Below are 18491 nucleotides of genomic sequence, written 5' to 3' on the forward strand. Positions count from 1 at the left end.
CTTCAGTCATTGTCCTCAGATAAGGTGAATTGGGTGTTCGCAGGACTGGTAATTTTTTAATTTTTTGAAGGTATTGAAAGCCTCAGAAGCTGGTTCGTGATCTTCAGGACACTTCATCCACGACAACGACGACTATGACTGCAAGGATTGCTCACACGCCGCTTGGCCACACAATCGATGTGATGGACAACGGCCACTACTGGGTCTGTGACCAGGATCAGAACTGCCGCGAGATTTCAGGTCTCTGGGAGGCGGAGGAGTACATCCGCGAGCGCGAGGTGGGTATTCGTGACGTTTAAAGCGTCAGGGCAGAGGCTTCTATCAATCAGAATGCTTCAACCCTGATTGATCAAGACCTCATCAAAAAACCCCTCTGCTGAGCAGAAGGGTTGAACTGGAGTCTCGGCGTGACGTTGAAACTACTTAAAGCCAGTTGTCTCGCATCGCCTGGTGGGAGACGTCATGGCGATAGGCCGAGGCAGGAATGGAACTGCTGAATAGGCGATCGACGGATCCTTCAGATCGAGCCATCAGGAAGCGTGCAGCCTGAAGCCGTTGTTGCTTTTGGAGGCTGCGCTGAACTTGGACGAGAGGGGACATGGCAATCCTCTACAGCGGACCAGTCCCCGTTGCCTGACTGGACTCTGACTGCAGCCCGAATTTCGAGCTCAACGTTTTTAAATATTAAACGATGAGAGCCAAACCTGTGAGGCGATGGCGGTGGTGCCAATCCATTGATTCATCGACTGTCAAAGACAGCCTTGTGACATTCACCATTTGGGATCGATCAGAGGGCTGTTCTTACAAGGGGCTGTTTTTACAGAGGGCTGTTCTTGATCGAGTCTTTGCAAAGGCCATCATTGGAAGCAGATTTTTTTGGCGTTGTTGATTGTTTTGGGGGGACTGATTGAGAGCCGTGCCGGTTTCACCATGTCCATGCCTGATTCAAGCCCTTGCTCGGTTTACGATTGTTGAACGTAGGGATCCTTGATGAACGTCTCCCCATTGTTGATTGCCATATCGTTCCTGTTCGCTCCTGTTGCGGCCCGTGCTGAAGAGCAGTTCGAAGAAGCTTATCTTTCTGGGCTCAATGCTGGAATTCTGATGGGGGGATGTATTCTCTATACAAATCAACGGCTTGCTCGCGAGGATCTTGATTGGCTCTATCAAGATATACGGTCGAGCAATGCCGGTAAAAAGTATAAGGAATCTGTTGACCAGGCTGTCGTCGCCTGCAAGAAAAATGGTGTCTCATTCTCAGAATGAGGAGTCAACAGTTACGCCTTATGAACGCTTCAATTTTCTATGCATAGCGTCCATAAAAGCCCTTGCCGACGCCTGGACGAAGAGAAGCGCCTCGTTAGGACACATTGGACATAGGGACAGTGGATCTTTCCTTCTTTATTTGGATTCGGAAGAACAAATATAACTGTGCTTTTTGTAAGCAAGGCTTGATGTATGAAAATAATGGTGATCGAGTCAGCAGTGAAGATGAAAGTTTTTTCCGCTGCGTATGATTCAGTTGCAGCTCAATTCAAGTCCTTCAGCGGATGGGAGTCTCTAAAAATTATTCAACATTTGAGATCAAGGTGACGACGCATTTAATTTTGAAGATGCATCTTGAAGCATTAGATCAATCAGTCGTACCGCAACCAATTGTTTCTCTCTGCGAATTGACCGGAGAAGCACAGCATATTTGTGTTGGTGTAAGAGAGATGGCTCTCCAATATCAATCCACCTCTTGGAAATGAGACTGTTTAAACGTTGGCGAGGAGATTGTTCCAAGAATGAATAAACTTTCCTTCATTCAAGCCACCTGAGTAGAGCTCGTCTAGGCACGCTCAACACTTATGGACTGAAGATATCCTGAAAAACAAAGAGAAGTGGAAGGCGTTAGCTGTACGCCTTTGCCATCAATGGCCCGGCTTCTTCGTCCGTCAGGACTGGGGTTACCTCCCAGTTCAGGCATTCAGCCCATTCGGCGGCATGCTCATAACAGGCATCAGCACGATCGGCTTCCACCAGAATCCAGCCTTCTACAGAACCGGGAGCATGGAATCGTTTCATCGACGTGCATTGCGGGAAGGGAGCTCCAGTCGCCAGAAACTTTCTGGCGGCAATTTCGTGATACCCGGTCTTGAATGTCCAGTGCATTAAAAAGGTCATAGCCCTTTGAATCAGAGAATGATTGCACTCTTGCATGAATGACCTTGCTTTAATGTTCAAATGTTTCATTTCGAGCGGAATGCTGATTGCCAACCTCCTAGTGATTAATACAACAAAAGTGCTGGGAAGTTGCTATGAATAGACATTGAATTGTTTTCAGGGAGGTTTATGTTTGCGTGATATGACCTGACGAAGGATCAGTTCTTGTAACAGCCTCTCAAAGGTTTGAATATTGTGTTTCCGTTTTTAGTGTTTTTCATTGATATGTTTCCCTGTAGATGTACGTTGAATTTCCAGATTCCACCTCGTTTGTCTACGTAAGTTCTATTTGTACCATGGTCGCCCTCAGAAATCAGTTGATAGGATTCTCTGAGTCCGTCAGACCATTCAATTGTCAACCCATGATCTGACATGTGGAATTGGCAGTCTGCGGTTCTTTTGTCATTGTATTCGCAACAACTTATTTTTTCTGGGGGGCTTGGGGTTACTGGATCAGCTGCGGCAATGGAATGCGTGATCACGATGGATATGGCGGTAACCAATAGATGTCGCATTGATCAGCGTTGTTGAATTGCATTCGATATCTGATGGCTAGCTTCAATTCTTTGTTGCCGCCTAGAACGCATGAAAATCTTTATCCTCAGTGGATTTCTTTGCCAGGTCCCTGGCTCCCGTTTGCCAGTGGTTGTCTGTGAGTCAAAGAAGAATGATCGCTAGCCCCTGGTTGATCGCTTGGGGTGACTTGACGCGACTTTGGGTTGATGGCAACAGTCTTGAAGTCTTGACCAAGCTCAGATATTGTGAGCTTGATTTACTTAAACAGTGGGACGTTTGAAACTGAACATCATCTTTTCAACTGTAGGCTTATTGATGGCTGCGATGCCGGCCAGTTCTGCGCTTGTTCAGTGGCAATGCAGCGTTGCAGGTACTGGAGCTTCCAAGCTCGTGACCTTGGATGAAGACAATGCACAGGTTGTATGGGAAATCAAGTCATCAGAAAAGAGATGGGAGTTCACTGAAACAGCGTCTTTCAGTGCTGATTGGGTTGAGTGGTCTTTTCTCCTTCCAGCAACGACGGTAACGATGTACCACCGATTGGATCAGAGGAGCGGAGAGTTATCGGTCACGCAGGGAGACTCAGGAAAAGTGAGGCGCTGGCTTTGTACTGTTGTTGCCGCAGCAAGCTCTAGCTTGCGATCCGAGCAAATATTTTTGTTTGCAAATGCTGAACGATGACAAATCAGGAGCCCAATCCGGTCTGATTGGTAGATTTGTTGTGAGTGACTTAAATTTGTAAAAGTGAGCTGATTGTTTTGGCCAGCATCAACGGAAACTTTAGAACTGGGAACTGGCTGCCGGATCAGCCAGGGCATGACTGGGATGCAAAACCAAAGCCCTTCAAAGGCGTTTCTTCCAAGCCTGGCAATGAGCGGACCATCTCTCTTGAAGACTTGAAAAGGAACAACAAACCTGAGTTCCAGGTTCCCAATCAAGGTACTGCCCCAAATTTTTAACCCGCCTCAGGAGCCCAGCCCATTTCTTTCTGCCAGGTGGGTGCCCAGAGTTGGCACGTCTTGGTGAGGTGATCTCCCTGCTGAAGACGTCGTTGTCGAATCGTGCAGCCCAGCAGTGTATGGCAGTGCTGATCGACGCCGTAAGCGAAGTGTTGGCAAGTCATGCAGATGCAGCCTCCCTTCCAGCCCCGCAGCTCTCGCTCGTCTACAAAATCCCATTCCTCCATGGCCAGCACGTAAGTGCATCTGTACTACTACGGATTTGGTCTTCTATGCAACCGATATCCCGAAAGCCCCTCAGGGTCTGACCTTGCCAATGCAAAAGCTAGATCACGTCTGCCCGTACAACTGCATCAGTGGTTTTCTTTGCTTTTGCTGAAGTATGTCCTCGGGATCTAGCGTCTCGGCATTCGTCTGGATCAAGTTCAGTTTTGGTTTGAGCAAGGCTTTGAAGCACAGAGATGGGTTATGGCATGAAAGATCTGCAAGAGGATGGACGGTGCTTTTTTTGATTTGATATGAATGACCTTGATGAAAATAAACTTGTATCTGCAGCATTTGTTTCAAGGCAAGCAAAATTTGAGCGCGGAGAGTTCGTTTTTATTGATTATGTTTCTGCGATAGCCCAATGCTTTGTCAGTGAACCCCGCAGGCATTAAATGATTTACACATACCAATGACGGCGTTTGTTTACATGATCTGTTGGACTCAGAACGATGGGCTCACAACCTTTGGGATGACGGGAGATCCACAGAATCGAAAAGAGTGGGAGCGATGGGCACGATCCGAATACAGGCCTGAATTGCGGAAATGGGGAAAGTGGAGCCGCGCTTATACCGTGCCAATGCAGACCATCAGTGAAGCCCAAGATTGGGAAATTCTCATGGGTCAGATGGCAAAATTGAGAGATTTGAATAGGAAGCACCCTTGGCGATACGGCGACAAAGAGAACGGTCAATATGGCGAATGGTGCGTATCACAAGACGAAACAGTGAATTGCTTTAATCAAGCCCTGCAGCAGCTCGAAAATCCAGGAAACCCTCTCCTGTGATTGCACTTGCGACAGTCGCCTCGGATTGAATCGGGTTATTTCGCCCAACGAAGAGATCGTTGACGCCTTCCTCAGCTCTGCTGCGATCAAATGCTGACCTTGGCAGGAAAACGTGCAATGTCCACCATTTGATTTGTTCAAAGACGCTTTCAGCGACAACGGATTTCAGTGACAACCGTTAGCTTCTACTAACTACTGGAGCAGTTGCTATGAATCGGAGTCCGTTCATCGCTTTCGCTGGAGGCACCATCGTCATTGCCGTGATGGTGCTTGCCGCCTTCGCCAACCTGGCGAATGCTGCAGAACCAACCTGTCCACGCGGCCAGAGCAAGGCAACCACAGAGCAGACGAAGGAAGTCAAGTCCTGATGAAGAATCCCATTCTTCAAAGACCCACGGCCGATACAAATGGCCTTGAACCGGGTTTGGAGAAGAGCCCGATTCTTCAAAAGATCTGGAAGGTGGTGACCTGGCGCTGGCGGATGCAGCTGGCGCTGAATGCTCCTTTTGGACTCCTGTGGGTTGCAGATAAAACCAATCCAGCTGTTCATGCTTTCGACATGTCTGTGCTTTCCGCACTTCATGCCGAATGGCTTGCTCCAATGATGGGTATCGCCTGAGTCGCTTTAAGCGATGGTCGCCTCCAGCTTCCGGTGAACTAACAACTCAAATGAAGACGGGGAGACGGGAGTCGTTCGTTTGTTCAGCTTGCTGTTGAGTTCTTCAATCCTTTAACTGAAGGTTGGGAGTTCTTAAGGATTGCTGCCCACTGTTTTACCGTTAGGCACTCCAGAGATGTTCTACAGGAGGAGCAAGAAGAGAACGATCCAGGAGCTTCCGATGAGGAAAACTTTGTCTGTCCCTTTATGAATGTCGAATAGCTCGTATGGCTCTGGAATCATTGTGTCAGGCATGAACCAAGAGACTATAGCCAGAAAAACTGATGCGATGAAAGGATGCAGCTCAGCATCATCAAGCAATGGCCTATCTCGACCTTCTTGATTCCGGGATTAAGTGAGTTGCTCGGAAGCAATGGCTGATGATATAGAGATTGGGACCACTCAGCGACATGGTTGGTTCTATTCAATGTTCGAATCAATGTTCGAAGTTCATGGTTCGAGTGTGAGTGTCTACAGTGTTCACTGAGTTTTGATCAATCTTTCCGCAATCTGATTGCATGTGGATGCGCGAAGGGGAATGATCGTATCGATGTTGATTGTCGAATGGCAGAAGCATTTATAGAATAACTGCTCGAGAGGAGATCAGTTGTTGTGTCGTTCAAACCGATATCAAAGCGAACATGCAAGAAGTGTTGTAAAAACAGGGATAGTCGTTTATAATGGTAAAAATTTTATTCCAAATGTCTAAAAAGCTCAACAAAAAAATAAAAAAGTCAAACAAAATCGTTGAGAAGGATTTGCTTGGCAATCAGGGGGAAGTTTATTTTTCGCCAGATCTCGACGAGAAAACTGTTTACTTTGAAGGGTTTGACTCTTTGACTGGAACCATTGTGACGGGTTCTTATGATTTCAATAAAAAGGGCGGCGTTACATCATATGGGCTGTCCCTTGGAGATTCCGATGGAATTGCCTTGACTCATTTGTTCACGATGGAAAACAATAAAAGCTTTAAAAAGAGTGCCAAGCATTTTCGTGAGATTCTCAATGAAGACACAACATATGCAGGTATTTTGTCCAATGCAATGTCTACGGGAGACTGTCAAGCACTTGCCAATTATATGGATGGACTGAGTGGAGTCGCTGACGGAATAATGTCGACAGGTGCCTCTGTTGGCAACGGAGATCTTTGTTATTCATAGGCATGCTTTTAATGGATAAAAGTAATAGTTAAGGGCCACATAGATGACATTAAATCTTGAAAATCAATTGCTGATCATTTTCTTTGCTGTCAGCTTACCGATGCAGTTGAGAGGTTCGACTTGGTGCATCTTTAATCAACGATGTAGGGTATTCGCGCATCCTTCCTTAAGTCCAACTTTCAGCTGAGAGTTTTGCTTAGAGATTCTCAGTCCTCTTAGAGGAAATTGTTCAGTGCGAGTCTGGCCTCAACAGCTGTTCCAACAGCCATAGCCAATAATCCTCCAAGGCCGATCAATTTGTTTGGATGTCCTGGGCACCCTCTTCTTCTTTCCCAATGACTCCCCCCGAGTAAGAATCGACTGGAGCAGGAGTTGGCCCTGAATAAAGATGCATGGGGAGCCAATCACCATCAGCGGTCTTTCTGGCGCTGCGCTCCACGGTGCAAATCGAATGCGCCGGACGGGTGATCGGGGCGAATTCCATGATCTTTCTGGATGAGTTTTAGTCCGATCAGTGCACCTTCGATGTGAGCCGTCAATGGCATGTTGGCGACTGGACGCTCATGATTTGGATAGATGCTAGGGACTGTGCAAGCGCAATGGCCTGGATCTAAGAGAACTTCCCCTCAGACAACGCTTTGCTGATCAACGCAAGCGGTTTGTTTGTGGTTTTGTCTCTGCACCGAATCAACGTGTGGCCGGGTGGGCATTGATGACGCCGCTGATCGATCAGATACTCGCTATCTGGAATCGATGGTTCAAGGCACAAATCGGTGGTCGGGCATCGTGTTTACTGATCAAAGAGGCTCCGATGCTCAAACAATTTTTGTGTCTCGTGTCAAGAAACGCTGGTGCAGACATTGTTTATTGCTCATGTCGTGCGCTAAAACACTAAAATATTGCTGATGTCATCTAATGACGAAACAGATGTGGAAAATCCAGCGTCTTATGACTCCTCTCTTGCCATTGTCAATCGTAATGACAGGATTGATCACTCCCTCAAAGTTGCTGGCAGATAACCACGGAGAATGGGTGACTGCCCCGGACTTAAAGCCTGGCTATATACTTGTTGGCGTTAATGCCGAAACTCTGACACATCATCAAATCAAAATTAAAAAGAGGAAGGGGAGTCGCGTTAAAATTATATGGATTATGACTGATTTTGATAAGAAGCCTTGGGATGTGATGTCCTTCGAGAATCAGTTTGAATGTAAAAAAAATAAATCACGTTTCCGCCTCCTTTCAGAAGATGAATGGAGGGATTGGCAGCCGATTAAGGAAGGAACCTACGATGAAATAGCAAAAGAAAAAGCTTGTCAGATTTTCCCTGATTGACTTTTGAAATAGTGATTCTCTATAGACCCCTATCCATTTGAATCGATTGCTCGACATTCTCAGCGATGGCTTGTCACCATCTTGATCAGGCAGATGTGTTGGAGTTTGCGCTAAGACTGCTCTAAATCGATCGGCGCTGCTTTTCAAAATTTAGTGCTGTTAGGGGATCTTGCTTGTCTGAAACCCGGCTCTCAACGTAGATGCGATATCAAACCGCACCGCTTCCATGAACCCCCTTTCACCATGCTGTTAGCCCATGTCCAGCAGGTAGTGCACAACTGCCGCATGGTGATCGGCGTGGATTCCGGTTGCGTTGATGACGCCGCAGATTTCGTCCGGCACGCGATGGATGCGCGACAGGCATTTCATTTCGTAGGTCTCCCCTGCGGTGGGCCCCAGATCGCGACTGCGGTTCCATACCTGTGTGGCATCGCCGCGATACAGCCCCACGATCTGGCCAAGGTGGGCAAACGTGTTGGTGCCGCAGCGGCAGACCACGATCGCCAGACAGGCATCAAATTCTTCCGATGACAAATGGTTGGCATCGTCTCGGACGGCATGCTCCTCCATACCAAGAACGATGTTCTCCAGAGCGAAGTCTCCGCTGTAGCTCCAGCAGCGGATGTTGATAGCAATCAGGTTCATGGCTGCGATTTAATCATGCTTTCACCAGGCCGAGGGCCAAGGGGGCAGCACTGTGTGAGGAACCATCGGACCAAAGACAGGGCACACGGGTCAGAATTCCGGTTGAGTTATTGCTAGACAATGGGTTGCACCATCGGATCCTGCTTTGTCTAGGCGCTCAGAGATTTCCTCTGCACCCATCACTAGTTCGCGTATTGATATAGATGCGGTCGTATAAAAAATATTTTGTATTTATAACTAGATTGTCATCCATCAATAGCTCCTCCACCGCAGGCTTCCCAAGGTCTTGAACCCCGCCACAAAGTCAACGCTTGAAGGTGTCGGGGTTGTTAGCCCTTAGTGCTGAGACGAGTTCACTCAGCAGGAACAGAGCAAGAAGGGATTCTTCAGTCAAGAATTATTGTCATTAGATCACCCCATCCGCAAGCGTGAAGCGAAAGTGGGTCTTTTGGTATCTTACCCAACAGATTTGAAACAACTCGTCGAGGAAGGGAATTCCTTCATGGGGGCTAGAATTTAAACCCACTCTTGAATTCTGTGCCAAGAATCTTCTATCTTTTAAATGGATTATTTCTCATTTTAGGTTGTTTTGGAATCCAGCTAGGCCGCCACGTCCAAGCTGCGCCAAAAAGGGGCACTACAGTTGTAGAATGTGTATTTGTTGATGGTTTTTTCAAGGGCAATGGCTACATCTACGAAATAAATAAAAGCCAAACAAAAGTTCGGTTATTGAAAGCATTTGAAACATCAGAAAGTGGCATCAGAAGCAGCTTCGATGAAAACGCGGATATGTTCTTAGTGTCCAGCGAAAATGAGGTGCTCACTTTTGTCGATACACGCCTTGAGGATGAGCAAGGTATCGTCTATGAGGAGACACTTGATTTAAATGCGTTGACATCAACTACGCTGACCATCGAAATGGTTGAGGGTTTAGGTCAAATCGTTGAAACACATTCATCGAAATGTAGAAATATATAATCGTGAATAGTCGAATTGGTTGGTTTCAGGGGCGTGATCATAAATGCTGTTTATAGCCGATTAGGCGGCTCATTTGGCAATAGCTAGACACTTAGTCGAAGGTCATCGTTTATACGTGACTGTCTGAAGCGTTCCCCTATTTGCTTAGGTAAAGAGAAACCCCGCCATTGCTGACGGGGAATGCCTTGAAAGAGTTGAATTAGACAGCTACAAATATCAGCATTGATTTCTTACCCATTCAATCGGCCTGGTAACCCCTAGATCTACCGCTTTTTTCCTGTCCCTACAGGCACCCTTCAGGTCACCCACTATTTCTAAAACAACTCCACGGTTGGTGTAGGCTTTAGCATAATTGGAATTGATTTGAATTGCCTTTGTGTAATCAGATATAGCTCCCTGATAATCCTTTAATTTACTCTTGGTTATACCACGATTGAAGTAGTAGTCCGGATCTTTAGGGTCGATTTCTATTGCCTTTGTGAAATCAACAATAGCTTCTTGGTAATCCTTTAATTTAACCTTGACCATACCACGATTACTGTAGGCAAAAGCATAATCAGGGTTGTACTGGATTGCTTTTGTGTAATCAGCAATAGCGCCTCTAAAATCGCCTAATTCATCTCTCGCAAGTCCACGGCTGTAATAGGCGGGTGCATATCGAGGATAAATCTCGATTGCCTTAGTATAATCAGCTATTGCCCCATGATAATCTCCTAATTCATACTTAGCAAGACCACGATTGTTGTAGGGTACTGCATATCGAGGATCAATCTCGATTGCCTTAGTCCAATCCGCAATAGCTCCTTTTAGATTTCCACTTTTTGCTTTATCAAGCCCTGAATCAAACCAGTCTTGAGCACTCTTTGCATAGGCTGTCTGGGTTGACAGCAACCCTGCGCCAATTCCAACGGCAGGAGTCAGCCCAAATAGCAACGGGCGTCCTATTGGCAAGAACAGGGCTAAGGCAGCAGCAAAGCCAGTTGTGACACGAGGCATCCTTTGCAGCATGTGACTACTCCATCTCTAGCCTTCATCAATAAGCACTGTCTGCATCTGATCTGCAAATAGAAAAACCCCGCCATTGCTCCAGGAGGGCGTCTATCCGTGTTAAAATGAATTTTTTAATAAAATGTCTAGAAAGCTTAATAAGAATTTGCGCAAAAATAACAAAATTATAGAAAAAGATTTATTCGCCAGTAATGCAGACATTGAGTTTGAGAACTCTGATTTTGAAAATACAAGCTATTTCAATTCTTACGATGATATTACTGGGGCAATTACGATAGGTTCTTACGAATACGACAAGAAGGGCCGTGTAGATAGCTATAGCTTACGTATAACCCTTGATGATTCATCGCTCTTTCATGGATTTGAGATGAAAAATAGCAAAAGCTTTAAAAAACATGCGTCACATTTGAGCTATATATTAAATTATGACACCACCTATAGTTCACTCCTAAGCGATGCAGTTGCCAATGGGGACTGCCAGACTCTGACTAATTACTTAGATCAACTCAACGGTATCGGTAAAGGTGTTACTTCAACAGCTTCAAGCATCAATGGAGGGATAATGTGCTTTGCCTAATCATTGCCAGCATTGAATCTCGGGCGTTTGTCGGATGAAGGCATTGATTTGAACTCGCTATTCCATTCTGGCAAGTCAAAAACCCCGCCTTGCGACTGGGCTAAGTGTGAATCAAGCCAGCGGAATCAGAAGATTTCACTGCAGGGTTGTGTACCAACGCCCATGGAACCATCAGGGCAGGTTGTTTCGAACCAAAACGCCTGATCTGCACGAATTGCTTGATCCAAACCGCGCGCATCACTCAGGTCCGCAAACCTCAGGTTCGCATCACGCAGGTCCGCAAAACTCAGGTCCGCAGCACTCAGGTTCGCAAATCTCAGGTCCGCATCACGCAGGTTCGCACCAAACAGGACCGCACCAAGCAGGTTCGCAAACATGAGGTTCGCATTACTCAGGTCCGCAAAACTCAGGTCCGCACCACTCAGGAACCTTCTACGCCCATTCGGCATCCAATCAGGACGCCAACGGGTGCGTTCTGTTGAATACACAGTACTTTCGGTCTGCGTTTCACTTTCAATTCCCGTAATCTTGTCAGCTTGCTTTTTATTCTTAGGCGTAATATCATAAACTAGCTTGTTTGACTTCTTCTTATATTTGACATCGGTAATTGTGAACTTGCACTTCTTCTTTGACCCATCAACAAGGGTAAACGTCTTATAGGCGCTTACCTCAGCGTTTCGCCGTAATAGTTGTCATAGTTCTTGGCATACTTCTTTGCACTGTAATAACCCTCCTCGGTATCAGGAATTTCCTCTTCATCAACCTGCTCTTCTTCCCAGTGAACCCTCTCAACGTCTTCCATCACCAGCTTGTAGCTGCCGTCCTTGCGTTGCTTGATCGTGCTGCTCTCGCTTTGCACGTCAAACAGAACAGGTGCGTCAGAAGGCGGCTTTGCCAAAGCTGAGTTGGAGCACTAACTCAGTTGATAGCAATAACAGTCCTTTGCTGACGTTCCTAAGAGCACACTCTACTTCTGTAATAAAAAACCCCGCCATTGCTGACGGGAAGGTGTGTGTGACGTTTGGTCGTGAGATAGATCAGGCGCAGCCAAAAATTATTGGCGTAGATGTCGGGAATTGTCGCCTTACGTATGTAACCCTTCCCACAGCGAAGAACCACATCAGTGCTAATTGCAACATGATCTCAGTACCTAAATGTCACCCGCTGTCATCTGTTTGTCAGTGGGCGCTTGGAACAGCTCCGTGGTGAGTGCTGATTGGTGGTGTGCCTTACCACACCCTCACCAGACAGTCGCATGCTGGCAACAAAAAACCGCCTCTTGGGGGGCGGAGAAGATTCCAGTTTGGGTCTGGCTTTTGACGCATCGGGGAGACAGGATTCGAACCTGCGGCATCTTGCTCCCAAAGCAGCATGGCTCTCTAGTGCTGGCCTAGGTTTCTCTAGTCAGTGACTCAGTTCTAGCAGTGTTTTTGCGTTATCAGATGTCAGGAGGTGTCAGCAGGTGCTTGACAGCTTTCGCACGCCTTTCGCACAATGGGCATAGCAATATGCCTCTGCTGAATTGCCACGCGTTAGCCAGACAGAACCCTGGATCAAGCCCTTCAGGAAGCAGATCGCAGAGACCTGCGGTGAGAGTTGGTACGTCCGCAACAACCGTGGTCGGATTCGACTGGAGGTTCGTGGTGCTGGGACCGTTTCACTTCCCTACGAATGGACAGCGCGTGGATCAGGACTTGCCTTGCCCCGCATCCTGCAGATCTTTAAGCGGTGGAACGGTGGTCAGGTCACCCTCGCTGTGGCCGCACAGAACTCCGATACCTCCAGCAGCCATCAGCAACTGAATTTCGGCCAGTTGATTGATAAATACCGAGCGTTTGTGCCTAACGCTGGCGACACCACCTGGAAGACGTTTTATCTGCCGGTGCTGCGCAATTGCGCCAAAGCATTTGAGGGCCGACCACCGGTGGACGGTGAAGCCTTAGCGATGCAATGCCTTGCGCAATGGGAACAGGGTTCACGGATGCGGCAGACCAGCCGTCAGAAGCTTTATGGCTTCCTGAACTGGGCGGTGCAACGTGGATACCTCAAGCCCATTTACAGCCCTCCTGCCTCGCTTCCTGAGGTGCTGAAAGCCAAGCGCATTGGCTATCCCCTCAGCGATGTTCAAATTCTGCAGTTGCTCGACAACCTGCCTGAGGGTGAGGTGCATGACCGCTGGCGGTTCGCCATTCAGTTGTGTGCCGTCTATGGACTGCGCCCCGAGGAATTGCGGCACCTGCGGATTAAGGACGGGGCAAGTGGAACAGAACTCTGGACCATTTATCAGAAGTCGATGGGCGGCACCAAGGGAGCCAAGACAGAGCCACGGCGACTCCACCCGCTGCTGCTGCGTGATGCCGATGGTTCCGCCATTGATTGGAAGCTCCAGGCACGGTTACAGGTGGGCGAGAAACTGCCGCCGTTGAACCGTGAGGGTGACGGGGGGCAGGCTTTGAATCAATACCTGCGCAGACGCAAGGTTTGGATAGCGCTGCGGGATGAAGCCGACCATCAGGGTGAACAGCTCACGCCGTATTCCTTTCGTCATCGCTATGCCAAGCAATCTCATGCGGCACCACGGCTCGCCGTTGCAGAGATCGCTGAGGCAATGGGCCACACCATCGAGGTGCATTTAAAGAGCTACGCAAGGTTCAAGCCTGATGCGACAGCTGCTAACTACGCGGCTGTGAATGTCTGATTACTTCTGCGAGTAAAGCCAGAGCTGATAAACGGCGTCTGATCCATAGCCCTCATCAACCAGCTGCCTGCACGCCTGACGGGCAGCCCCCCTTTTTATTGGCCGAACAAGGACGGATGCAGCTTCCGATATGCAGCATGCCGACGGTTAGATCGGCTGATGTCTTTTTTCTTGAAAGCAGTGACTGCCTCCTCTGTAACCAGCCCTAAGGCTTCAGCAATCCGCTTACGGTGCTGATTGAAAACAGGGGAGGAGCTGCTGACGAAGTACGGGGTCATGATCGAGTTCCAAATGTCACCCATCAGCCAGTTGTCCTTCAGGATCCAGATCGGCTTGGTATGGGCGCAGAACTCATAAAGCCGCTCGATAAATGCGTTGAATTCAGATAGGACGCCCTTGCTCTTCGTGTTGATGATTTCCGATGAGCCACCCCAGCCCCAGACCTTGATAGGGACTTCTTTGGGTTGAAATTTGAGGCGTAGCCAACTGATTGCCGCAGCTTCAAAAGCATCTGCCTGATCACCAGATACTGGGACCGAGGCAAGAACCTTTTTGTAAGCGACTGGATCGCGCTCCAGCGGGTTGGAGTTGAAGGTCAAGCCGACTTTGTGGACCCGGTGTCTCTCGACTTCAGCCTCCACCAGATACAGGTATGCGCGACCGCGACGTGCCTTCGCCATGCGCCTTTTGTATCGCTGGTCATTAACAAAGCACGGGACCTGCAGGAAATCGATCTGAAGCCGTAATAACTCCACGGCCTCATCAGGCGTCCAGAACGTGAAATCGGGTGAGGCCTTCATTCGATCAGCTTGCTTTAGCTGGGTTGGTGGCACATCCCCCATCCGGGTGAATGTCCCCGTTGCGGGGGACATTATTCCGCCTCGCAATAACCGCCAAAATCGCACCGGTATTCATTCCCGTCTTGGTCGCGGATGTAATTCGACCGGTAAGGGTGATCGTGATAATCGCCGTGGTTGTAGCTGCTGCCAGGACCGTAAAGTGATGGCCCTGTGCGCTGCAGGTAATCGTCATAGGCATTGGCAGGAACGCCAAAGCAACAAGTAACAACAGCGATGGAAGCGAAAAAAAGTTTCATGATTCAGAAAGGATTTCTCCAGTAGTGGTATTGCGTTGGTTTACAAGGAAGGCACGGACCAGCCGGACGAGAGCGATCCGGAGCGCAGCCACCATTCCGATGCGCTCGGTTACTGCGCACTGGGAGCGATGAAGCCGCTGATTCCAAAGAAACTGAAAACCAGGTCCAGTTCAACGATCACTATCTGGTGATGCAGAAGTCAGGCGGGTGGAAGCAGTGCCCAATACATATTGGGAGTCACGACTGAGTTTTTTTCTCCTGAGTGCTCACAATCAGGGCCGTAACCCCGACGATCTGCAGCTGCCAAAGCATCGGCCCGACGAACAGACCGACGATTGTCCAGGCCAACACGTTGCGCCCGAACCATTCGAACGCCATTGGAGCGACGAACGCTCCCAGAGGGCCGCCGGAAACGAGGCCAACCCAGCCCTTGCCGTCCTGCTGCTTCTGGTACTCCTCAGCGCCGAGATTGCAAAGGCCGTTTGCCTTGCTCTGGAAGTCATTACTGGCACCCGTTACGGCCCGTGCTTGCGCTGCGACTTCTAGACACTGAAGCTCGAACCGTTCGCCGTAGCTCATGCGCTCTGAGCCACCCCAATAACTTTTGGCCTCGACCGATGCAGGGAAGAACGCAGCTGCACCCAGAAGACCGCCAACAGCAGAACCGATAACAACACTTCCGAAATTTTTCATTGATCAGACCTCCGCTTCTGTTGGTTTTTCGCTCAGCCAATACACGCCTTTGAACTTCTTTTCAGCCAGCCGCTGAAACGCTGACATTTCAATGTGGATGGTGGCTTTGAACTCAACGTTCAACTCACCATCAGCGGCAGTTCTGACTGTCGTGACCATCTCTCGTCCGTCGAGATCTTCCGGACTGATCGAAAAATGCCCTGGAGCGCATCTGGCCATGGGTGGTTTGCAACTGCATTCACCATTGCTGAAAGAAGTTGTGAGTACATCCCTCGATCGATTGATTGTTCTGCCCAATTTCAGGGGGTCGCATCCCCCATCCGAGGGATTCATGCCAATGCCTCCAGCTCCAGCTGCTGGGCCGTCTGACCCAGCCCCAGAACAGATGCTCTGTCATCAGAAATATGGCTCAGTTGAGGGATGCGCCCACCTTTGGGGTCCAAGGATGGTGGTAATGAGGTCAAAAATTGAAAAATGAATCTATTCACCAAAGGACTGACAACTGGTATCGCTGTCGGACTTGGGGCAGCTCTTGCAATCCCCGCCATACGACAGGCTTGAGACAACAATTCAATTTGTTTCGGAGTCATCTTTTGCGGGGATTCAGTGCCCCTAACGACCCTCTAATTTTACTTGCTACAAATCATCGACTTCTCAGTAAAAACCCCGCCATTGCTGACAAGGCTAAGTGTGAATCAAGCCAGGTTTAGTTGATCTGCTGTGCAGGGTGATTGCAGTAATAGTTGCTCGTCTGTACAAGGTTTAAGAAAGGCGTGCTTTGTTCCGTCTGGGCAAATTGAATCGATTTCCCAATCAACGGCATTAAGCTTTGCGTCCTTGAAGTTTGCGCCAGTTAGATTAACTTGATTTAGTTTGGCGCCATGTAAATTAGCACCTGTTAGGTTTGCACCAGTCAGATTCGTTTTAACCATTATTGAATCCCTCAAATTTGCCCCCACAAGTTTCGCGTCAGTAAAATTTCCATAAACAAGATTTGTGCCTTGGAACTGCATCCCACTTAAATCTTCACCACGACAGTCAGGAAAACAAGGGGGTCTTGGATATATTCTATTTCTAAAATCAATGGACACTGAATCAATAAATAAGGAGATGTCACTCATTTCCATGTTTTTAAGACCTGTAATCTTGTCTTTACTTGAATCGCTAAGTGGTTTGACACCAAACACCATCTTCCCTGATTCCATTTTTGGCTTGAGCATCTCAAATGTGAACAACTCTCTCTGGTCTTCAACCTCAACCGTTGCTTGAGCATTGGGTTCACTACTGGCGAATAACTTATCCCATTTGCGAAGCAGCTTCTGCGGCTTCCAGGTGCCCTCGACACGGTCAGGCCGGTCGGTGAACCAATCAATCTCATCAACGCCCTTCAGCACCATCTGATAGCTGCCGTTCTTGCGTTGCTTGATGTGACCTGAGTCGGCCAGGGCACCGAACAGAAGGGATGAACCAGCAGGAGGTTTCGCCACGGGTGAGATTAAGTTGCCCTACGGATAGCAAGGAATTCACTGAAAAACCCCGCCATTGCTGACGGGGTGGTGTGTGTGAGGCTTGTCGGGTAATAGATGTAACTTTGCCCTACCACCTTAGAGTAGATAGTCGAAAGCGAGAAATAGTTGAACTAAAGTCGGGAGCCTCCACGGTGTGACCAGATAGATGGTGTTTCTATTTTTTCTACCAGCCCTCGGAGTGGCTTTAGGCCTTTTCATTTTTGCTCTTATTTGGAGTATTAAGTCTCTCACTCGATCCTCTAAGGTTGGCGGCACTGCCGCAGTCATCACCCATGTATTACTAGGGAGCGCTATTTTGGTGATTTCTTTTGACATATATGGCGACTATTTCTACCACTGGAGTTGCAGCAAGGGTTTCATCGGTTACTGTTATTTAGAAGCCTCTATGATGTTTATCTTGATGGGACTTCTTCCTTGTGGATTCCCAATCACTGGTCACATCCTTAGGTCGGTATGGCGCAGTAAGCATTAGCGTGATATCAGAGGGACCAGCTACGCCGCCTCTTTCTTCAGGGGGGATCAAAAGAGCAATTCGCTTGAAGAGGTCAGGGTCGTTGGCTCGTAATGCTGCGACAAGTTGTTCAAGCAGGCAGAGGGCAATGAGTGTGTCGAAGGACATTGATCAGATGTGACTGCCTGAAGTGTTCCCCGCTCTGCTCAAGTAATGAAAAAACCCCGCCATTGCTGACGGGGGGATGCTTTGGAAGCGTTGAAATCAGGCGATGCCAGATGTCAGCAGTGCTTTCTTACCCATTCAATCGGTTTGGTATCCCCTAGATCTACCGCTTTTTTCCAGTCTCTACAGGCGTCTTTCAGATTACCTATTAGATCTAAAGTAATGCCGCGGTTTGTGTAAGGCTGATAAAGTTCGGGATTGAGTTCAATTGCTTTTGTGTAATCATCAATAGCTCCTTGATAATCCTGTAATTCATGCTTGACAAAGCCACGATTGTAGTAGGCATAGGTAAATCGAGGATAAATCTCGATTGCCTTAGTCCAATCAGCAATAGCCCCTTCTAAGTTTCCACTTTCTGCTTTATCAATCCCTGAATTGTACAGATCTTTAGCATTCTTATTCTGTGCATAGGCTACCTGCGCCGTCAGCAACCCTGCGCCAATTCCAACGGCAGGTGTAAGCCCAACCAGCAACGGGCGTCCTATTGGCATGAACAGGGCTAAGGCAGCAGCAAAGGCAGTTGTGACACGAGGCATCCTGAGGGCTGCATGGCTAGTCCATCTCTAGCCTTTATTGACGATCCCTGTCTGTATCTGATCTGCAAACAGAAAACCCCGCCATTGCGACGGGGGCTAAATGCAAAATATTGCCAGGTATTAAAGGCTGATTTATGGGCTGAATGTCCCAGATATACCCCTTAATTCTGA

The 18491-nt window shown here is 48.2% G+C and carries 27 protein-coding genes; 14 read left to right on the forward strand and 13 right to left on the reverse strand.

Annotated features, from left to right (window positions below; translation table 11 throughout):
* Positions 1-134: 134 nt before the first annotated feature.
* The gene (locus tag SYN9616_RS17565) at positions 135-299 is read left to right on the forward strand and encodes a hypothetical protein (protein WP_198015123.1); all 165 of its coding nucleotides are present in this window, start codon (positions 135-137) and stop codon (positions 297-299) included.
* A 124-nt stretch (positions 300-423) separates the two neighbouring features.
* On the opposite strand, the gene SYN9616_RS17005 is transcribed toward SYN9616_RS17565, so the two are convergent.
* The gene (locus tag SYN9616_RS17005) at positions 424-600 is read right to left on the reverse strand and encodes a hypothetical protein (protein WP_156918637.1); all 177 of its coding nucleotides are present in this window, start codon (positions 598-600) and stop codon (positions 424-426) included.
* Between the two features lie 390 nt (positions 601-990).
* On the opposite strand from SYN9616_RS17005, the gene SYN9616_RS0102640 reads away from it, so the two are divergent.
* Together SYN9616_RS0102640 and SYN9616_RS17010 are read left to right on the forward strand one after the other, a co-directional pair.
* Entirely contained in the window at positions 991-1266 is a 276-nt protein-coding gene (locus tag SYN9616_RS0102640) for a hypothetical protein (protein ID WP_028951745.1), read from the forward strand.
* A 284-nt stretch (positions 1267-1550) separates the two neighbouring features.
* Positions 1551-1751: a hypothetical protein gene (locus SYN9616_RS17010; protein ID WP_156918638.1), complete on the forward strand. Its 201-nt coding sequence runs from the start codon at positions 1551-1553 to the stop codon at positions 1749-1751.
* A 142-nt stretch (positions 1752-1893) separates the two neighbouring features.
* Here the strand turns inward: SYN9616_RS17010 and SYN9616_RS0102645 are convergent, their stop codons facing one another.
* Entirely contained in the window at positions 1894-2166 is a 273-nt protein-coding gene (locus SYN9616_RS0102645) for a DUF3303 domain-containing protein (protein WP_028951746.1), read from the reverse strand.
* A gap of 831 nt (positions 2167-2997) precedes the next feature.
* Between SYN9616_RS0102645 and SYN9616_RS0102650 the strand changes: the two genes are divergently transcribed.
* Positions 2998-3402, forward strand: a complete 405-nt coding sequence (locus SYN9616_RS0102650; protein ID WP_037990616.1) for a hypothetical protein — start codon at positions 2998-3000, stop codon at positions 3400-3402.
* Positions 3403-3479: 77 nt separating this feature from the next.
* The gene (locus SYN9616_RS0102655) at positions 3480-3680 is read left to right on the forward strand and encodes a hypothetical protein (RefSeq protein WP_028951748.1); all 201 of its coding nucleotides are present in this window, start codon (positions 3480-3482) and stop codon (positions 3678-3680) included.
* Here SYN9616_RS0102655 and SYN9616_RS0102660 read toward each other — a convergent pair.
* Positions 3677-3907: a hypothetical protein gene (locus SYN9616_RS0102660; RefSeq protein WP_028951749.1), complete on the reverse strand. Its 231-nt coding sequence runs from the start codon at positions 3905-3907 to the stop codon at positions 3677-3679. The genes SYN9616_RS0102655 and SYN9616_RS0102660 overlap by 4 nt on opposite strands.
* Positions 3908-4524: 617 nt before the next feature.
* Here SYN9616_RS0102660 and SYN9616_RS0102670 point away from each other — a divergent pair.
* From SYN9616_RS0102670 to SYN9616_RS0102690, 4 genes are all read left to right on the forward strand, one after another.
* Positions 4525-4731, forward strand: coding sequence for a hypothetical protein (locus tag SYN9616_RS0102670; RefSeq protein WP_232199922.1), 207 nt, complete (start codon positions 4525-4527; stop codon positions 4729-4731).
* Between the two features lie 209 nt (positions 4732-4940).
* Positions 4941-5099 carry a hypothetical protein gene (locus SYN9616_RS17570; protein WP_198015124.1) on the forward strand — a complete coding sequence of 53 codons (159 nt, stop codon included), beginning with the start codon at positions 4941-4943 and terminating at the stop codon, positions 5097-5099.
* Between the two features lie 95 nt (positions 5100-5194).
* The gene (locus tag SYN9616_RS0102680) at positions 5195-5350 is read left to right on the forward strand and encodes a hypothetical protein (protein WP_232199923.1); all 156 of its coding nucleotides are present in this window, start codon (positions 5195-5197) and stop codon (positions 5348-5350) included.
* Positions 5351-6090: 740 nt separating this feature from the next.
* Entirely contained in the window at positions 6091-6549 is a 459-nt protein-coding gene (locus SYN9616_RS0102690) for a hypothetical protein (RefSeq protein ID WP_232199926.1), read from the forward strand.
* Between the two features lie 410 nt (positions 6550-6959).
* Here SYN9616_RS0102690 and SYN9616_RS18060 read toward each other — a convergent pair whose 3' ends face one another.
* Positions 6960-7094: a hypothetical protein gene (locus SYN9616_RS18060; RefSeq protein ID WP_255326786.1), complete on the reverse strand. Its 135-nt coding sequence runs from the start codon at positions 7092-7094 to the stop codon at positions 6960-6962.
* A gap of 370 nt (positions 7095-7464) precedes the next feature.
* On the opposite strand from SYN9616_RS18060, the gene SYN9616_RS0102700 reads away from it, so the two are divergent.
* Entirely contained in the window at positions 7465-7884 is a 420-nt protein-coding gene (locus tag SYN9616_RS0102700; RefSeq protein WP_028951754.1) for a hypothetical protein, read from the forward strand.
* Between the two features lie 249 nt (positions 7885-8133).
* Here the strand turns inward: SYN9616_RS0102700 and SYN9616_RS0102705 are convergent, their stop codons facing one another.
* Positions 8134-8529 carry a hypothetical protein gene (locus tag SYN9616_RS0102705; protein ID WP_028951755.1) on the reverse strand — a complete coding sequence of 132 codons (396 nt, stop codon included), beginning with the start codon at positions 8527-8529 and terminating at the stop codon, positions 8134-8136.
* A 528-nt stretch (positions 8530-9057) separates the two neighbouring features.
* Here SYN9616_RS0102705 and SYN9616_RS0102710 point away from each other — a divergent pair.
* Complete coding sequence (locus SYN9616_RS0102710) at positions 9058-9507, forward strand: hypothetical protein (RefSeq protein WP_156918640.1); 450 nt, start codon at positions 9058-9060, stop codon at positions 9505-9507.
* A gap of 216 nt (positions 9508-9723) precedes the next feature.
* On the opposite strand, the gene SYN9616_RS15015 is transcribed toward SYN9616_RS0102710, so the two are convergent.
* Complete coding sequence (locus SYN9616_RS15015; RefSeq protein WP_071991498.1) at positions 9724-10503, reverse strand: tetratricopeptide repeat protein; 780 nt, start codon at positions 10501-10503, stop codon at positions 9724-9726.
* Between the two features lie 133 nt (positions 10504-10636).
* Here SYN9616_RS15015 and SYN9616_RS0102720 point away from each other — a divergent pair, with 133 nt between their 5' ends.
* Positions 10637-11092: a hypothetical protein gene (locus tag SYN9616_RS0102720; protein ID WP_028951757.1), complete on the forward strand. Its 456-nt coding sequence runs from the start codon at positions 10637-10639 to the stop codon at positions 11090-11092.
* Positions 11093-11217: 125 nt separating this feature from the next.
* Here SYN9616_RS0102720 and SYN9616_RS15020 read toward each other — a convergent pair whose 3' ends face one another.
* The gene (locus SYN9616_RS15020) at positions 11218-11541 is read right to left on the reverse strand and encodes a pentapeptide repeat-containing protein (RefSeq protein ID WP_084218380.1); all 324 of its coding nucleotides are present in this window, start codon (positions 11539-11541) and stop codon (positions 11218-11220) included.
* Positions 11542-11756: 215 nt separating this feature from the next.
* Positions 11757-11990: a hypothetical protein gene (locus SYN9616_RS0102730; protein WP_028951758.1), complete on the reverse strand. Its 234-nt coding sequence runs from the start codon at positions 11988-11990 to the stop codon at positions 11757-11759.
* A gap of 624 nt (positions 11991-12614) precedes the next feature.
* Between SYN9616_RS0102730 and SYN9616_RS0102735 the strand changes: the two genes are divergently transcribed.
* The gene (locus SYN9616_RS0102735; protein ID WP_028951759.1) at positions 12615-13790 is read left to right on the forward strand and encodes a site-specific integrase; all 1176 of its coding nucleotides are present in this window, start codon (positions 12615-12617) and stop codon (positions 13788-13790) included.
* Positions 13791-13885: 95 nt separating this feature from the next.
* Here SYN9616_RS0102735 and SYN9616_RS0102740 read toward each other — a convergent pair whose 3' ends face one another.
* Together SYN9616_RS0102740 and SYN9616_RS0102745 are read right to left on the reverse strand one after the other, a co-directional pair.
* On the reverse strand, positions 13886-14632 hold the full coding sequence (locus SYN9616_RS0102740) for a hypothetical protein (RefSeq protein ID WP_156918641.1): 747 nt from the start codon (positions 14630-14632) through the stop codon (positions 13886-13888).
* Between the two features lie 29 nt (positions 14633-14661).
* The gene (locus SYN9616_RS0102745; protein WP_028951761.1) at positions 14662-14886 is read right to left on the reverse strand and encodes a hypothetical protein; all 225 of its coding nucleotides are present in this window, start codon (positions 14884-14886) and stop codon (positions 14662-14664) included.
* A gap of 35 nt (positions 14887-14921) precedes the next feature.
* Between SYN9616_RS0102745 and SYN9616_RS17575 the strand changes: the two genes are divergently transcribed.
* Entirely contained in the window at positions 14922-15077 is a 156-nt protein-coding gene (locus SYN9616_RS17575) for a hypothetical protein (RefSeq protein WP_198015126.1), read from the forward strand.
* 46 nt (positions 15078-15123) lie between these two features.
* Here SYN9616_RS17575 and SYN9616_RS0102755 read toward each other — a convergent pair whose 3' ends face one another.
* The 3 genes from SYN9616_RS0102755 to SYN9616_RS15030 form a co-directional block, all read right to left on the reverse strand.
* Positions 15124-15579, reverse strand: a complete 456-nt coding sequence (locus SYN9616_RS0102755) for a hypothetical protein (protein WP_028951762.1) — start codon at positions 15577-15579, stop codon at positions 15124-15126.
* A 695-nt stretch (positions 15580-16274) separates the two neighbouring features.
* Complete coding sequence (locus SYN9616_RS16035; RefSeq protein ID WP_051410922.1) at positions 16275-17066, reverse strand: pentapeptide repeat-containing protein; 792 nt, start codon at positions 17064-17066, stop codon at positions 16275-16277.
* A gap of 774 nt (positions 17067-17840) precedes the next feature.
* Complete coding sequence (locus SYN9616_RS15030) at positions 17841-18320, reverse strand: tetratricopeptide repeat protein (protein WP_051410923.1); 480 nt, start codon at positions 18318-18320, stop codon at positions 17841-17843.
* Positions 18321-18491: the final 171 nt, after the last annotated feature.

Source organism: Synechococcus sp. CC9616, from assembly GCF_000515235.1.
GTDB lineage: Bacteria > Cyanobacteriota > Cyanobacteriia > PCC-6307 > Cyanobiaceae > Parasynechococcus.

Excerpts from the sequence above, each read along its gene's own strand:
- SYN9616_RS0102690 (WP_232199926.1), top strand. The coding sequence starts at position 6,091 with ATGTCTAAAAAGCTCAACAAAAAAATAAAAAAGTCAAACAAAATCGTT.
- SYN9616_RS0102700 (WP_028951754.1), top strand. The coding sequence starts at position 7,465 with ATGACGAAACAGATGTGGAAAATCCAGCGTCTTATGACTCCTCTCTTG.
- SYN9616_RS18060 (WP_255326786.1), bottom strand. The coding sequence starts at position 7,094 with ATGCCATTGACGGCTCACATCGAAGGTGCACTGATCGGACTAAAACTC.
- SYN9616_RS15015 (WP_071991498.1), bottom strand. The coding sequence starts at position 10,503 with ATGCCTCGTGTCACAACTGGCTTTGCTGCTGCCTTAGCCCTGTTCTTG.
- SYN9616_RS0102670 (WP_232199922.1), top strand. The coding sequence starts at position 4,525 with ATGCAGACCATCAGTGAAGCCCAAGATTGGGAAATTCTCATGGGTCAG.
- SYN9616_RS0102705 (WP_028951755.1), bottom strand. The coding sequence starts at position 8,529 with ATGAACCTGATTGCTATCAACATCCGCTGCTGGAGCTACAGCGGAGAC.
- SYN9616_RS17010 (WP_156918638.1), top strand. The coding sequence starts at position 1,551 with ATGGGAGTCTCTAAAAATTATTCAACATTTGAGATCAAGGTGACGACG.
- SYN9616_RS15020 (WP_084218380.1), bottom strand. The coding sequence starts at position 11,541 with ATGCCGAATGGGCGTAGAAGGTTCCTGAGTGGTGCGGACCTGAGTTTT.
- SYN9616_RS0102745 (WP_028951761.1), bottom strand. The coding sequence starts at position 14,886 with ATGAAACTTTTTTTCGCTTCCATCGCTGTTGTTACTTGTTGCTTTGGC.
- SYN9616_RS0102755 (WP_028951762.1), bottom strand. The coding sequence starts at position 15,579 with ATGAAAAATTTCGGAAGTGTTGTTATCGGTTCTGCTGTTGGCGGTCTT.
- SYN9616_RS15030 (WP_051410923.1), bottom strand. The coding sequence starts at position 18,320 with ATGCCTCGTGTCACAACTGCCTTTGCTGCTGCCTTAGCCCTGTTCATG.
- SYN9616_RS17570 (WP_198015124.1), top strand. The coding sequence starts at position 4,941 with ATGAATCGGAGTCCGTTCATCGCTTTCGCTGGAGGCACCATCGTCATT.
- SYN9616_RS17005 (WP_156918637.1), bottom strand. The coding sequence starts at position 600 with ATGTCCCCTCTCGTCCAAGTTCAGCGCAGCCTCCAAAAGCAACAACGG.
- SYN9616_RS0102640 (WP_028951745.1), top strand. The coding sequence starts at position 991 with ATGAACGTCTCCCCATTGTTGATTGCCATATCGTTCCTGTTCGCTCCT.
- SYN9616_RS0102660 (WP_028951749.1), bottom strand. The coding sequence starts at position 3,907 with ATGGAGGAATGGGATTTTGTAGACGAGCGAGAGCTGCGGGGCTGGAAG.
- SYN9616_RS17565 (WP_198015123.1), top strand. The coding sequence starts at position 135 with ATGACTGCAAGGATTGCTCACACGCCGCTTGGCCACACAATCGATGTG.
- SYN9616_RS0102645 (WP_028951746.1), bottom strand. The coding sequence starts at position 2,166 with ATGACCTTTTTAATGCACTGGACATTCAAGACCGGGTATCACGAAATT.
- SYN9616_RS0102720 (WP_028951757.1), top strand. The coding sequence starts at position 10,637 with ATGTCTAGAAAGCTTAATAAGAATTTGCGCAAAAATAACAAAATTATA.
- SYN9616_RS0102740 (WP_156918641.1), bottom strand. The coding sequence starts at position 14,632 with ATGGGGGATGTGCCACCAACCCAGCTAAAGCAAGCTGATCGAATGAAG.